Source organism: Kitasatospora sp. UYEF31 (genome assembly GCF_057291755.1).
Genome location: NZ_JBXAWK010000004.1, coordinates 1 through 14,768, shown reverse-complemented (window position 1 = coordinate 14,768; position 14,768 = coordinate 1). Strand labels below are relative to the sequence as shown.

Below are 14,768 nucleotides of genomic sequence, written 5' to 3'. Positions count from 1 at the left end.
GGATACGACTGGATACGCCTGGATACGCCTGGATACGCCTGAAACCGTATGGCATACGTCAGGACGCTTCGGAATGCGTCCGGATACGCCGACGTCGATCATGTTCGGAATGTCGTACGGACGGGGGTCCGGGACAACGTTCCGAGCATGATCGACGTCGGCACTACCGCAACAGTTCTAAGCCACGGCTGCGGCGAACGCGGCGGGGTCGGAGAAGGGCCCGACCACGGCCAGTGTGGGACGTGCGTCGAGCAGGTCCTGCGCCACCGCGTGGACTTCGTCCAGGGTGACCGCGCGCATCCGGTCGAGCAGTTCGTCGACCGACAGGTGCGAACCGTGTACGAGTTCACTCTTGCCGATGCGGCTCATCCGCGAGCCGCTGTCTTCGAGGTTGAGCACCGTGGAACCGCAGACCTGGCCGATGCCGCGGCGCAGTTCGTCGGCGGTGATGCCGCCTTCGACGACCTTCTTCAGCTCGGCCCGGCAGATCTCCAGGACTTCGTGCACCTTCTTGGGCCTGCAGCCCGCGTAGACGCCGAACATTCCCAGGTCGGCGTACTGCGTGGAGTACGAGTACACCGAGTACGCCAGACCGCGCTTCTCCCGGACCTCCTGGAAGAGCCGGGAGCTCATCCCGCCGCCGAGGGCGGCGTTCAGCACGCCCAGCGCGAAGCGCCGGTCGTCGTCCCGGGTCAGTCCCGGCATGCCGAGGATGACGTGCGCCTGCTCGGTGGGCCGGTTGAGGATCTCGACGACACCGCCGGGGCGGGCCTTCCGGTGCCCCTTGCGCGGCTGCGTCAGCAGCTGCGCCTCGTCCACGGGCACGTGCGCGAAGGCCTTCTTGACCATCCGTACGACCTTGGCGTGGTCGACGTTCCCGGCTGCCGTGACGACCATGTTCTGCGGCCGGTAGCGACGCCGGTAGTAGCCGTTGACCTGGGTCCGGGACAGCGCGTTGACCGAGTCGACGGTGCCGAGCACGGGGCGCCCCAGCGGGGTGTCCCCGAGCATCGCCCCGGCGAACAGGTCGTGCACCAGGTCGCCCGGGTCGTCCTCGGTCATGGCGATCTCTTCGAGGATCACGCCACGCTCGGCTTCGACGTCCTCCGCGCGGATCAGCGAGTTGACCACCATGTCGGAGATGACTTCGACCGCCTGCGGCAGGTCGATGTCGAGCACCCGCGCGTAGTAGCAGGTGTACTCCTTCGTGGTGAAGGCGTTCATCTCGCCACCGACGCCTTCGATCCCCTCGGAGATCTCCTGCGCGTCACGCGTCGCGGTGCCCTTGAACAGCAGGTGCTCAAGGTAGTGACTGGCCCCGGCCAGCGCCGGGGTCTCGTCGCGTGAGCCCACGCCCACCCAGATGCCGAAGGTCGCGGAACGGACCTGCGGCATCGTCTCGGTCAGGATGCGCAGCCCCCCGGGGAGGACGGTGCGGCGGACCGTGCCCGCACCGTCCCCGCCCGTGAGCAGCGTCCTGGTGGTCCCCGGCTTCTGCCCCGTGAAGGAGCGCTGGCCGGGGACCATCACGACAGGAGAGGTCACTTCTGCTCGGCGTCCTCGGCCTTGTCGGCCTGCGCGTCGTCTTCACCCTCGATGACGGGGATGAGCGACAGCTTGCCGCGCTGGTCGATCTCGGCGATCTCGACCTGCACCTTGGCGCCGACCGCGACGACGTCCTCGACGTTCTCGACGCGCTTGCCGCCGGCCATCTTGCGCAGCTGCGAGATGTGCAGCAGCCCGTCGCGGCCCGGCATCAGCGACACGAACGCACCGAAGGTCGTGGTCTTGACGACCGTGCCCAGGTAGCGCTCGCCGATCTCCGGCATCGTCGGGTTCGCGATCTGGTTGATCGTGTTCCGGGCCGCCTCGGCGGCCGTGCCGTTGGTCGCGCCGATGTAGATCGTGCCGTCGTCCTCGATGGTGATCTCGGCGCCGGTGTCGTCCTGGATCTGGTTGATCATCTTGCCCTTCGGGCCGATGACCTCGCCGATCTTGTCAATCGGGATCTTGACGGTGATGATGCGCGGAGCGAACTCGGACATTTCGTCCGGGGTGTCGATCGCCTCCATCATCGTCTCGAGGATGTGCAGACGCGCGTCCTTGGCCTGCTTCAGCGCGGCGGCCAGGACCGACGCGGGGATGCCGTCGAGCTTGGTGTCGAGCTGCAGGGCCGTGACGAACTGCTTCGTGCCGGCGACCTTGAAGTCCATGTCGCCGAACGCGTCTTCGGCGCCGAGGATGTCGGTCAGCGCGACGTACTCGGTCTTACCGCCGACCTGGTCCGAGATCAGACCCATGGCGATACCGGCGACGAGGGCCTTGAGCGGCACACCCGCGTTGAGCAGCGACATGGTCGAGGCGCAGACCGAGCCCATCGAGGTGGAACCGTTGGACCCGAGGGCCTCGGAGACCTGACGGATCGCGTACGGGAACTCCTCGCGCGTCGGGAGCACCGGCAGGAGCGCCCGCTCGGCGAGCGCGCCGTGGCCGATCTCGCGGCGCTTGGGCGAACCCACGCGGCCGGTCTCGCCGACCGAGTACGGCGGGAAGTTGTAGTTGTGCATGTAACGCTTGCGCGTCTCCGGGTTCAGCGTGTCGATCATCTGCTCCATGCGGAGCATGTTCAGCGTGGTGACACCCAGGATCTGGGTCTCGCCGCGCTCGAACAGAGCCGAACCGTGGACCCGCGGGATGACCTCGACCTCGGCGGACAGCGTACGGATGTCCGTCAGGCCACGGCCGTCGATGCGGACCTTGTCGCGGAGGACGCGCTGGCGCACGAGCTTCTTCGTCAGCGCGCGGAACGCGCCGCCGATCTCCTTCTCGCGACCCTCGAACTTCGGGAGCAGCTTGCCCGCGGCGATGTCCTTGATGCGGTCGAGCTCGTTCTCGCGGTCCTGCTTGCCCGCGATGGTGAGCGCGGCGGACATGTCGGAACCGACAGCGGCCTCGAGGGCGGCGAACACGTCGTCCTGGTACTCCAGGAAGACCGGGTACTCGGCGGTCGGCTTCGCGGCCTTGGCCGCGATCTCGGACTGCGCGGCGCACAGGGCCTTGATGAACGGCTTGGCAGCCTCCAGGCCCTCCGCGACGATCTCCTCGGTCGGGGCGGCGGCGCCGGCCGCGACCAGGGAGATGGTCTTAACGGTGGCCTCGGCCTCGACCATCATGATCGCGACGTCGCCGTCGTCCAGGACACGACCGGCGACCACCATGTCGAAGACCGCGGTCTCGAGCTCGGTGTGCGTCGGGAACGCGACCCACTGGCCCTCGATCAGTGCGACGCGGACGCCGCCGATCGGGCCGGAGAAGGGCAGGCCCGCGAGCTGCGTGGACATCGACGCGGCGTTGATCGCGATCACGTCGTACAGGTGCTCGGGGTTGAGCGCCATGATCGTCGCGACGATCTGGATCTCGTTGCGCAGGCCCTTCTTGAAGGACGGGCGCAGCGGGCGGTCGATCAGGCGGCAGGTGAGGATCGCGTCCTCGGACGGCCGGCCCTCACGACGGAAGAACGAGCCGGGGATGCGGCCCGCGGCGTACATCCGCTCCTCGACGTCGACGGTCAGCGGGAAGAAGTCCAGCTGGTCCTTCGGACGCTTCGAGGCGGTGGTGGCCGAAAGCACCATCGTGTCGTCGTCGAGGTAGACCACGGCGGAACCGGCGGCCTGGCGGGCCAGACGACCCGTCTCGAAACGGATGGTGCGGGTGCCGAAGGTGCCGTTGTCGAGCACTGCCTCGGCGAAGTGAATGTCGGGACCCTCCACGGGTGCCCTCCTTTTTTCGAAAGTGGCTTCGTTCAAGGAGCAGGCACCGGGACGGGCACCGGACGGTCTGGCCGGGCCGGTCTTCGATCGAAGCCGCCGGGGTCCTGGGGCGTGCCCAGGGGCCCGGGGGCCACTACCGAGGACCGGCGAAACAACCGGAATGCCGCCGCTGCCGCGGTGGGGCCTTGACTCCTCGAGGTGACGTCACCGCGGCCGTCTGGGCCGCGGGACGGGTGTTACGGGGTGCTGCGGGGTGATACAGGGTGCTGCGGACTAGCTGAGAGCTGCCTAACCGTTCCAGAGCCTACAAAACAAGTGGCTTCCCGGCCGGTTGCACCGCTCTGTGCGCGTAGCCACGTCGTGCGTGGATACGGCGAAGGGAGCGGTGCCGGTACGGGCACCGCTCCCCTGACGCGTCTGACTACTTCAGGCCCATCGAAGACGGACGCAGGCCCAGCCGGGCGGCCAGGTCACGTGCGCGCTGGATGTCGGTCTTGACCAGGTACTTACCCAGGCGCTTGCGCTGACCGATGATGAGCAGCAGACCACGACGGCTGTGGTGGTCGTGCTTGTGCATCTTGAGGTGCCCGGTGAGGTCGTCGATACGACGGCTCAGCATCGCGATCTGCACCTCGGGGGAGCCCGTGTCGCCCTCGTGGGTGGCGAAGTCGGTCATGATCTGCTTCTTGACGTCTGCGGCAAGCGGCACGCTGTAGCTCCATTTCGATGCTGATGAGTGTCCTCGGGCTGAATTCACGAGGACCTGAGACTCACGTCGGCCGCTCGGGAGTACTGGACTTTCCGAGCAGCAGAGGACTCCGGAAGTGATTCCGATGTGCTGCCACCGTACCAGGGGTGGACGCAAGGGGGCGAAGCGGTGAGATCGAGCGGGGTCAGGAGGTGGTGGGCGAGGCTGCACCAGGCTTCGGGGACTGGAGGCAGGGGGTGCCGACCCAGATGGTGATTTCCTGGGATGGCGATGTGCTCAGCACAGAGAAGCCGAAGTTGTCCCTGGGGTTGTGGGCCTTGAGTGTTCCGCCTGACTCGTCACCCATCTCCCTGGCGCGAAAATCGTCCACGGAGTAGTTGAGGCCGACGAAGTAGTCCCGGAGGCGGGCAAGCGTGGCGACCTGTCGGCCTGGGGGAACGATGACGTTCACGGTTGTGAGGGCATTGAAGTAACCGCTGTCACTGTCCTTGCTCCCTCCACACCCGACCATGGTGGTAGTAGGGCCGTTCTTTGCGCCATCGGGAGTCAGTTCTTCCCCACTGGCTCGAACAATCTCGCGCGAGTAGGAAAGGGTTTTCGCTCTGGCCTCCTCCTGACTCATCACAGGGCGCGTTTTGGCGGCATCAGTCATCTCAGGCCCACATCCTGTAAGCATGGCCATCGCAACAAAAATAATCACGGTCAACGAAAATCGGAAATTATTCATTTTGGCATCTTCCCATGCCTGATTTCAGGACGCTTATCCTCGTTGGGACTGGAGTACGTCCCCATGACCACCCGAGCCTGATTCTCTAGACTTTGCGTCGGCTTCCCATGCTCGTCATAGTCCCAATAAGCACTATGCCCACGCGTGTCAGTTGTCATCAAATTCCCGCCGAACATCTCATCTGAGGGCACGATCCGCCCCGCCCCGACCGGGAACCCGTACTTGGTCTCCACGGCCCACTCGCCATGTGCCGCACTGCCAGGAACGTAGTCACCAGCAGCGGCCTCAGCCCAGACGTGCCGTGGATCGATGTTCAGGTCCTCCGCCTTGGCGACCCGCATCCCCGGGCTGCCGGCCACCACGATGTCGTCCACGGCCAGGCCGTCCCCTTGCTTCGCTGCCGTTCCCAAGGTAGTGGATCCATAGCTGTGGGCAATTGCGGTCACATGTTGGTCGTCGCGATTCGCCCGCAGTCCGTCGATATACCGATCCAGCGCGGGAGCTCCCCTATTCGCGTAGCCTTCCGTCGCAGCAGCGGGCAGGCCGTCAGGGGCGTCGTAGTCGAACCACATGATGGTCGCCACGTCACCTGCCTGGCCCGGGGTCAATTTGTCGGCAGTGTCCTGCAACCTGGCCACTCGGTCCAAATTCCCGCTCAGCGCACTCAAGTTCGTATTCATCCCCGGCGTCCACGTCGCCACATGTTTTGCGGTGTCCGGATTCCCCACTGCCATAATGGTCTTCGTATCCCCACCCGGGTCGAAACCCAGCAGCATGAACTGCTGTTCAGGCTGCCGCAGTGGATTCCTGTCCAGTTGCCCCTGAATGGTCTGCAGCGCGGTCAGCCTCTTCTCGCAGGCCATCTTCAGCAGCGGGTCGTCGGTGTACTCCAACTGTCCCTTCAACTGTGTGGTCTGCATGCCCAGGCTGATCCGGTTCGCCTCGTCGCGGACGGTCGCGGGCAGCCCGTCGGTCGAGCCGATTGCCTGGGGGAACGCCTCCAGGAACAACTCCTGGTCCCTCGGTGGCAGGCCCTTCCACCACGCGGCCGCTGCCTTCGGGTCCTTCGGGATCGCCGTCGCGCTGATGCCGAGGGTCCGGGCGGCCTGGGCGGGGGCCCAGACCGTCTCGGCCGGTGTCGGGTCCGCGTCCATGGCGTCGGCGCCCAAGGCGCTCAGTGCGGCCACCGCGGCGGCGTCGGCCTTGTCCGCGAGTTGCAGCGCGCTCGTGATCAGACTGTGGACGTGTGTCGTCTTCTCCTGTGCGGCGCGCCGCGCGCCGGGATGCGATTCGGGGAACACAACCGGGTCGGCCGTCACCGAGCCGTCCGGCCCCACGCGCAACCCGGCCGCGCCCGCCTGTTCCTTGGCGGTTTCCAAGGCCGTCTTCGCGGCGGTGAAGTCCTGCTGTGCGGCCTGGATTTGCGCCCGTACGGCGGTCACGATCATCGAGGCGGACGAGATCTCGTCGGCGGTGCGCGCCAGTGCGGCGACTGCTGATTCCGCCGCCTGTCCCTGCCAGCCGCTGCGGCGCACGGGGCCGGTGACCTCATCGCGGAGGCGGGGTTCGAGCCTTTCAAGGAGCAGGTCCAGGGTGTCCCACGTGGTCTGCAGGTCGGCCAGTGCCGCTGGGTGGGCGGCGTCGAGTTGGGCGTACGTGACCATGACTGCCCGTCACCTCCCCTGGAAGGCGGCCGTAGCGGCCTGTTCGCCGCGCTGGTAGTGGCGCGCGGTGGTCGTCAGGTCGCCGCCGGTCGTGTCCAGGCGTCCGGCCAGGGCGCACAGGCGGTCCTCCCAGCCCTGGGCGATCCGGGCGATCGTGTCCGCGAACGCGAACTCGGGCAGCGCCCGGGTCGCGGTCGACCGTGACCGCCCGGACAGCCCGGAAACCCCGCGTCGCAGTTCGCCGGCCATCATGTGGGCCGGTTCCGCGGCGGCCGCCAGCAAGGGGGCCTGGACGTGGAACGAGCCGCCGTCCGCCAGTTGATGAGCCCCGGGCGCGGAGACCGGCGGGACGGTTTTGCGCGGCGGGGGCATCCGGAACACGGGGTCCGGGGTGGGTTCGAGCAGTGTGCGGATGTTCGAAGGCACGTTCGGCCCGGTGCCGGAGCTGTCCGGACCCAACACATCGCTGATATGTGACATCCACGCCCCCGTACGGCCTGATCCTTTGGCTTGCCTGGGAAATTAGACCAGGCGAGCCAGCGGGGTCCGGGGCGATCGGCTCTCAATCCGGGGATGAGTAACCGGAGGAGTGACAGCCGCTCCGTACCTCTTGACGAAGTTTTCCGCACGGGGTATGCACCACCGCGCTGACGCTTGAAGACGGAAACGCTTGAAGACGGAAACGCCTGGAGACTGGGACACCTGGAGACTGGGACGCCGGGCGGCTGAAACGCCCGGGGCCGGGGCTGCGGCGGGGAGTCAGGCGCCGGGCGTCAGGCGGTGATGTTCCGCATCTTCCCGTACACCTGGAGCACAGCCAGGCACATCGGGATGGCCATGCACATCAGCAGGCCTTCGGCGATGTCGGTCAGGCGGCCCCAGAACGGGGAGAGTCCGCGTGCCGGGACCGAGACGGCGATCAGGGCGAGCAGTGCGCCGAGCACCGCGCACATGGCGAAGATCCAGCCCTGCCGCTCGGAGTCGAGGAACCCGGTGTGCAGAGTGAGTCCGATGAACAGGAAGGCGAGCGTCGCGAGGCCGGCCGTGTAGAGGACGACGACCTGGGCGCTGTGCCGGAACAGTCGGGCGCGGCCGAGGGTGAGCAGGCCGAGTACGGCGGTCAGGAGCTGGGCCCACATCGCCGCGCGGTCGCCGTGCGCGTCGCCGAGCACGATGGCCGAGGCGACGATCACCGTGGCGCAGGCCCCGGTCAGGCCGGTGAGCATCTCGTGGCCGCGCCGGGCCCTGTCCGCGATGTCCGCGTGGTCGACCGCGTCGCCCTGGGCGTTCTGCGCCGCGACGGGCGCGTCGGTGGGCAGGAAGCCGATGGGCAGCCGCGCGGAGCGGGCCGACCAGCCGGGCAGGAAGCCGATCAGTGCGAAGGCCACCGTCGCGGTGACTGCGGCGATCCGTACGGGCTGACTGTCGGTGGCGATCAGCCCGAAGGCGGCCAGGGCGCCGGCCGCGCCGGTGCCGGCAGCTGCCACGTACACGCTGGCCCGGGGCGGGATGAGCACGGCGATCAGCGTGGCGACGACCATGAGGGCCACCGCTCCGGTGAGGAACTGCAGCCGTCCCAGGCCCTCGCCGCGGTGCGGTTCGAGGATGGCCATTCCGGCCAGGAAGGCGTTGGGCAGTGCGCCGAGGCCGAGGATGGCGCCGGAGGTCGCGTCGTCGTACACCCGGGCCCTGACCCCGGCGACCACGACGAGGAGGAGCGCGAGCGTGCCGGCGACGACGCCCGGCAGGCCGTGCGGGAGTGCCATGCGCCACAGGGCGACCGCGGCGAGGGAGAAGAACACGGCGGCGGCCGACAGTCCGGCCGTACGCAGCATCGCCGGTGTCCACAGCCGTTTGTCCTCGCTCAAAGAGGAGGCGATGGAGTCCGAGACGTCGTCGTAGACGGGCGCCGGGAGGGAGTCGCCCAACGGTGTGAAGCGCAGCAGTTCACCGTCCCGTACGCCCTGTGCGTGCAGGCCCGTGGCGCCGTCGAGGACCTGGCCGGACAGTCGCATGAGGTGGAACCCGGTGGGTGCCCCGTCTCGCTGGACCTGGCCGGACAGCCGGAGGATCTCCGGGTAGAGCTCGGCCAGCGGCACTTCCTCGGGGAGGACGACATCCACCCGGCAGTCCGGTGCGACCAACGTCACCCGGGCCAGGCCGGTGGAGACGGTCGCGGTCACCTGTGTCACGGAACTCACCGGGTCAGGTCCCCTTTTGTCTGCGTGTCAGCTGGAACTGCCTGCATATTCAGGTACGACGAGTCCCGCACTCTAACGGAGGCCCGGTGCGGAGCGGCCCGCGCCCTTGAGTTCGCCGTACATGTGACCAGTAGTATCGCCGGGCGCACACGGGGGTCCGATCGCGCTTGACGCGACCGGCGGTTCCCACTGGCGGTCGCACTGAAGCGACCGGTCGTGTGTCGCCGTCAGGATTCCGACGGGTGAGGCTGGTTTCTGCGTGAGTGTCGTCATCGTCAAACGGCCACCAAGGGCTTTCCCGCCCCCGGTGCCCGACCAGTCCGTGCAGATCGAGACACCACCGGAGCTGGAGCGGCCGAACGACCAGGGCTGGGTCTCCAACGTCCTGCCACTGATGACGACCGTCGGCTCGGCCGGCTTCTTCTTCATGCCCGGTGCCGCCAAGACGATGATGGTCATGGGCGGCGTGATGATGGTGTCGTCGGTCGCGATGGTCGTCGCGAACATCCTGCGCTCACGGGGCGGGAACAAGGGGGCGATGCGGGACGCCCGCCGGGACTATCTGAAGTACCTGGGGCAGACCCGCAAGGAACTCCGCAAGACGGCCGCGCTGCAGCGCGGGGCGCAGCTGTGGACGCATCCGGACCCCGAGCAGCTGTGGTCGGTGGCCGCGGGGGGCCGCCGGGTCTGGGAACGCCGGGCCGGTGACGCCGACTTCGGGCAGATCCGGGTGGGCACCGGGCAGCAACAGCTGGCCACGCCGCTGATCGCCCCGGACACCGCGCCGATGGATGAGCTGGAGCCCCTGTGCGCGGATGCGATGCGGCGCTTCCTGAAGACCCAGGGGACGCTCGACGACCTGCCGATGGCTGTGTCGCTGCGGGCGTTCTACCACCTGACCGTGTCCGGTGACATCGACACGGTGTACGGGTCGGTGCGGGCGATGCTGGCGCAGCTGACGGTGTTGCAGTCGCCGGACGACGTCCGGGTGGCGGTGGTGACGCATCCGCGCAACGCGCACCTGTGGGACTGGGTGAAGTGGCTGCCGCACACGCAGCACCCGTCGGAGTCGGACGGCGCGGGGCCGCTGCGGATGGTGTTCGACGACCTGGGTGAGGTGGAGCGGCTGCTCGCCGGTGAGCTGGAGAACCGGCCGCGGTTCAGCCGGGACGGTCAGCCGGTGCTCGACCAGCCGCACCTGGTGGTGGTGCTCGACGGTGGCACCGTGCCGAACGGTTCGCTGCTCGCCGGGGCCGAGGGATTGCAGGGTGTGACTGTCCTGGAGGTCATCCCGGGCCCGTTGGACCAGGCCCGGGGCGGGCTGAGCATCATCGTGGAGCCTGATCTGCTGGTGCTCGAGTCGGCGAGCGGGGCGGCGTACGAGGGCGTGCCGGACGTGCTGGCCGGCTGGGAGGCCGAAGCTGTGGCCCGGCAGCTGGCGCCGTTGCGGCTCGGGGCGGGCGGGGACGACGAGCCGCTGCTCGCCAACCTGGACTTCACCGACCTGATGGGTGTGGGTGACGCCGGCTCGGTGGACGTGTCGCGTACGTGGCGGCCCCGTCCGCCGCACGACCGGCTGCGGGTGCCGATCGGGGTGGGTGAGAACGGCGAGCCGGTGATGCTCGACCTGAAGGAGGCCGCGCTCGAGGGCATGGGGCCGCACGGTCTGTGTATCGGCGCGACCGGTTCGGGCAAGTCGGAGTTGCTCCGTACGCTCGTCCTGGGTCTGGCGATGACGCACAGTTCGGAGATCCTGAACTTCGTGCTCGCCGACTTCAAGGGTGGTGCGACCTTCTCCGGGATGGCCGAGATGCCGCATGTGGCGGCGGTCATCACGAACCTGTCCGACGACCTGACGCTGGTCGACCGGATGCGTGACTCGATAACCGGTGAGCTGAACCGCCGTCAGGAGCTGCTCCGGGCGGCCGGCAACTACGCGAACATCCACGACTACGAGCGGGCCCGGGGCGCGGGTGCCGCGCTGGAGCCGCTGCCGTCGCTGGTCATCATCATCGACGAGTTCAGCGAACTGCTGACCGCCAAGCCCGACTTCATCGACATGTTCATCCAGATCGGCCGGATCGGCCGTTCGCTGGGCGTGCACCTGATGCTCGCGTCGCAGCGCCTGGAGGAGGGCCGACTGCGCGGTCTGGACACGTACCTGTCGTACCGGATCGGTCTGCGGACCTTCTCCGCCGCGGAGTCGCGCGCGGCGCTCGGCGTGCCCGACGCGTACCACCTGCCGTCGGTGCCCGGTTCGGGCTATCTGAAGTTCGACACCGAGACGATGGTGCGGTTCAAGGCCGCGTACGTGTCCGGGGACTACCGTCCCGCCTCCCAGTCGAGGCACCAGCGTAGTGAGGGCGTGCCGCAGCCGGTCCTGTTCACGAACACGTGGACGGCGCCCAGCGTGCTGCAGCCGTCCTCCGTGGCCGCAGCGGTGGAGCCCGAGGAGCAGACCGGGCTCGCCGACACGGTGCTCGACGTGATCGTGCGCCGGATGGAGGGGCAGGGTCCCCCCGCGCACCAGGTGTGGCTGCCCCCGCTGGGTGAATCGCCGCCCCTGGACCAGTTGTTGCCGACGCTGGCGGCCACGGCCGAGCGGGGGCTGTATTCCCCGGAGTACACCGCCAACTCCCGGCTCATCGTGCCGGTCGGCCTCACCGACAAGCCGTTCGAGCAGCGCCGCGACCTGATGTACGCGGACCTGTCCGGAGCGGCCGGCAACGCACTGGTGGTGGGTGGTCCGCAGAGCGGTAAGTCGGTGCTGCTCAGGACTCTCATCACGTCGTTCGCGCTGACCCACACACCGGCTGAAGTGCAGTTCTACTGCCTGGACTTCGGCGGCGGCGGGATGGGCTCACTGTCCGAACTGCCGCACGTGGGCGGGGTCGCGGGCCGGCTCGACGTCGATATCGTACGGCGGCTCATGAGCGAAGTGACCGGGTTGCTGAACCGCAGGGAGGAGTTGTTCAGGGACAACCGCATCGACTCCATGGCGACCTTCAGGACCCGGAAGGCCGCGGGCCAGCTGTCCGAGGACCCGTGGGGTGACGTGTTCCTGGTCATCGACGGGTGGTTGACGCTGCGCAACGACTTCGAGTACCTCGAACAGGACGTCCTGGACCTGGCCGCGCGCGGCCTGGGCTTCGGTGTCCACGTGGTTGTGTCGGCGAACCGCTGGGCCGAGCTGCGCCCGGCGCTGCGTGACCAGATCGGCACCCGGTTCGAACTGCGCCTGGGTGACCCGATGGAGTCCGAAGTGGACCGGAAGGTCGCGGTGAACATCCCAGCCGGGGCCCCGGGCCGCGGCCTCACCCCGGACAAGCTGCACTTCCTGACCGCGCTGCCGCGGATCGACGGGTCGTCGGAATCCGCCGACCTGGCCGACGGGGTCGCCTGGACCGTCGGACAGATCAAGACCGCCTGGCAGGAGGCTCCGGCGCCGCGGGTGCGGATGCTGCCGTCGCTGGTCCCGTACGAGTCGCTCCCCACTCCCGCGCAGATGCCCGGGTTCCCCGTGCCCCTGGGGGTGGACGAGTCCGAACTCGCACCGGTGTTCCTCGACTTCAACACGGACCCGCACTTCATCATCTTCGGTGAGTCCGAGTCCGGGAAGACGAACGTGCTGCGGTCGATCGCCCGGGGCATCACCGACCGGTACACCCCGGAGCAGGCCCGGATCATCATGGTCGACTACCGGCGGACCATGCTGGAGGCGGTGCCTTCCACGCACCTGCTCGAGTACGCCGCCGCGGCGCCCTCGCTCAGTGCGTACGTCGGCGATCTCAAGGGTGTATTCGAACGGCGCCTGCCCGGCCCGGGGGTGACGCAGGAGGAGTTGCGCAACCGGTCCTGGTGGACGGGCGCCGAGGTGTTCATCATCGTCGACGACTACGAACTGGTGGCCACGCAGAGCGGCAATCCACTGTCGGTGCTCGGCGAGTTCCTGCCGCTGGCCCGCGACGTCGGCCTGCACCTGATCATCGCGCGCAACGCGGGTGGCGCGGGGCGATCCCTGTTCGAGCCGGTCATGCAGCGGCTGCGCGACCTGAGCACCGGCGGCCTGATGATGTCCGGCAACCGGGACGAGGGGGCGCTGCTCGGCACTGTGAAGCCGGGCCCGCTGGCACCCGGGCGGGGGCACCTGGTCACCCGGCGCAAGGGTGTGCAGATGATCCAGACTGCGTGGCTGCCTGAGCAGTGATACACATCGGCTGACTGCGCGTCAGCGTTGCGTACGGTTCACTTCCCGGCAGGCAGAAGGCCCGGGCCGATCGATTCGACCGGCCCGGGCCTTCTTCATGTCTGCAAATATATCCGCGGAAACCGGAATCCCGGCACACGCCCGAACCGGTGCGGAGGCCGTCCGGCCTTTCCGGAAGATTCAGAGCACAGCGTACGGATATCCCGAGGAGCGCAGTCCTCAGCCTGTTGTCGCCGGTTCGCAGCCTCTTCGGGCGGCGTCCGTCGCCTTGAACGTGCCCGCAAACGAAACGTGTAACTACTCAGGTGTCTGACTACGCGTGAACGGGCGGCAGCCAGACGTTTCCGGCGAAGAGGTCGCGCAGGACCGTGATCGGGTTGAGGCCGTGTTTGCGGGCGGTGGACAGGTAAGAGCGCACCAGCAGCCATACGCTTGCGCCTTCCAGGGTGCGCCAGCCGCCGGAGACCTTGGTGTGGACCTTGGTGTGGACCTTGGTGTGGACCTTGGTGTGGACCTTGGTGTGGACCTTGGTCATACGGATGTCCTGCTCGGCCTGATTATTTGTGAACGGGACCGTCAGGTCATGTCCGAACCGCAGGATGTCGTCGCGTCTTCGCTTCAAACGATCGACGAGTTGCCGGGCGAAGGTCTTCTTCCCTCCGGGGGGCGGGTCGGGGTTGGCCGAGCGCCCGCATTTCACCGCCTCGTCGAAGTCCTCGTCCAGTGCGGCGCGTTCCTCGTCGCTCAAGGCGGTGCGTCCGGCCGCCCGGGCCGCGTGTGCGGCGTTGTTGGCGGTGGTCAGGGCGTGGAGCCCTGGACCGTACTGCGCGGGTGCGCCCGCGCCGTCTGGGGCCGGTGTGGTGGTGGTGTGCCCGCACCGGCAGCGGAGTTTGAGCATCCGGTGTTCGGTGACGACCAGGCGGGGTTCGGGCAGGTCGAAGACCTGGGAGCGGACGAAACCGGCCGTTGCCGCCGTGGTGTCCAAGGTGGTGTCGCAGCCTTTGCACACCACCGGCCGGTGTTCGACCACGGTGTCGGGGTCGGCGATCTGGGCCAGGTTCGCGCCGGGGTGTCCGGGCTGGGCTCCGGGTCGGCGTTCGGTGGTGGTGCGTTGGGACCGGGGTGCGGGTTTGCGATAGGGATTGTCGGAGGACGGCGGTTTGGAGGAGTTCGAACTGTCCGCCGCCAGACGGCGCTTGAGCTCGGCGTTCTCCGCCTGGAGCGTCGCGATCTCCGCGTCCTGTTCGGCGACATGCCGCTTCAGTGCGCTGACTTCGGTTTGCAACTCGAAGAGCGCGCACACAAGATCGTCGTACGACGGACGACGCTTCGACAGGCCCGCGGACAGTCCAACGAGCTGATCATGCGCAGGTCACACGGACACCTGAGTAGTTACGACCTGGGTCGTAATTAGGGTCGGGGCATCCTGGCATGGCTGGTCGGCTGGTGGGTGATCACCGCACGGCGGCGCGGTCGGAGACCAGGGAGCA

General features: G+C 68.0%; 9 protein-coding genes. 1 reads left to right on the top strand and 8 read right to left on the bottom strand.

Translation table 11 applies throughout. From position 1 onward, the window contains the following. Positions 1–177 precede the first annotated feature (177 nt). From AC0Z36_RS02750 to eccD, 7 genes are all read right to left on the bottom strand, one after another. The gene (locus AC0Z36_RS02750) at positions 178–1,545 is read right to left on the bottom strand and encodes a M16 family metallopeptidase (protein ID WP_485461012.1); all 1,368 of its coding nucleotides are present in this window, start codon (positions 1,543–1,545) and stop codon (positions 178–180) included. Beyond that, entirely contained in the window at positions 1,542–3,770 is a 2,229-nt protein-coding gene (locus tag AC0Z36_RS02745; protein WP_485461011.1) for a polyribonucleotide nucleotidyltransferase, read from the bottom strand. Before AC0Z36_RS02745 ends, AC0Z36_RS02750 begins: the two co-directional genes overlap by 4 nt. A gap of 421 nt (positions 3,771–4,191) precedes the next feature. Continuing rightward, positions 4,192–4,479, bottom strand: coding sequence for a 30S ribosomal protein S15 (rpsO, locus tag AC0Z36_RS02740; RefSeq protein WP_485461010.1), 288 nt, complete (start codon positions 4,477–4,479; stop codon positions 4,192–4,194). Positions 4,480–4,663: 184 nt separating this feature from the next. Beyond that, positions 4,664–5,206: a hypothetical protein gene (locus tag AC0Z36_RS02735; RefSeq protein WP_485461009.1), complete on the bottom strand. Its 543-nt coding sequence runs from the start codon at positions 5,204–5,206 to the stop codon at positions 4,664–4,666. Then, positions 5,203–6,741, bottom strand: coding sequence for an alpha/beta hydrolase (locus AC0Z36_RS02730; protein ID WP_485461008.1), 1,539 nt, complete (start codon positions 6,739–6,741; stop codon positions 5,203–5,205). The genes AC0Z36_RS02735 and AC0Z36_RS02730 overlap by 4 nt, the downstream gene beginning before the upstream one ends. Before the next feature lie 138 nt (positions 6,742–6,879). Further along, positions 6,880–7,296 carry a hypothetical protein gene (locus tag AC0Z36_RS02725; protein ID WP_485461007.1) on the bottom strand — a complete coding sequence of 139 codons (417 nt, stop codon included), beginning with the start codon at positions 7,294–7,296 and terminating at the stop codon, positions 6,880–6,882. A 347-nt stretch (positions 7,297–7,643) separates the two neighbouring features. Beyond that, a complete protein-coding gene (eccD, locus tag AC0Z36_RS02720) occupies positions 7,644–9,071 on the bottom strand; it encodes a type VII secretion integral membrane protein EccD (protein WP_485461006.1) in 1,428 nt (475 codons plus the stop codon). Positions 9,072–9,330: 259 nt separating this feature from the next. On the opposite strand from eccD, the gene eccCa reads away from it, so the two are divergent. Continuing rightward, entirely contained in the window at positions 9,331–13,278 is a 3,948-nt protein-coding gene (gene eccCa / locus AC0Z36_RS02715) for a type VII secretion protein EccCa (protein WP_485461005.1), read from the top strand. A gap of 313 nt (positions 13,279–13,591) precedes the next feature. Here the strand turns inward: eccCa and AC0Z36_RS02710 are convergent, their stop codons facing one another. Next, a complete protein-coding gene (locus AC0Z36_RS02710) occupies positions 13,592–14,563 on the bottom strand; it encodes a DUF6444 domain-containing protein (RefSeq protein ID WP_485461004.1) in 972 nt (323 codons plus the stop codon). Positions 14,564–14,768: the final 205 nt, after the last annotated feature.

What these genes read in the sequence shown, in the direction of transcription:
- AC0Z36_RS02735 (WP_485461009.1), bottom strand. Translation starts at nt 5,206, where the DNA reads ATGAATAATTTCCGATTTTCGTTGACCGTGATTATTTTTGTTGCGATG.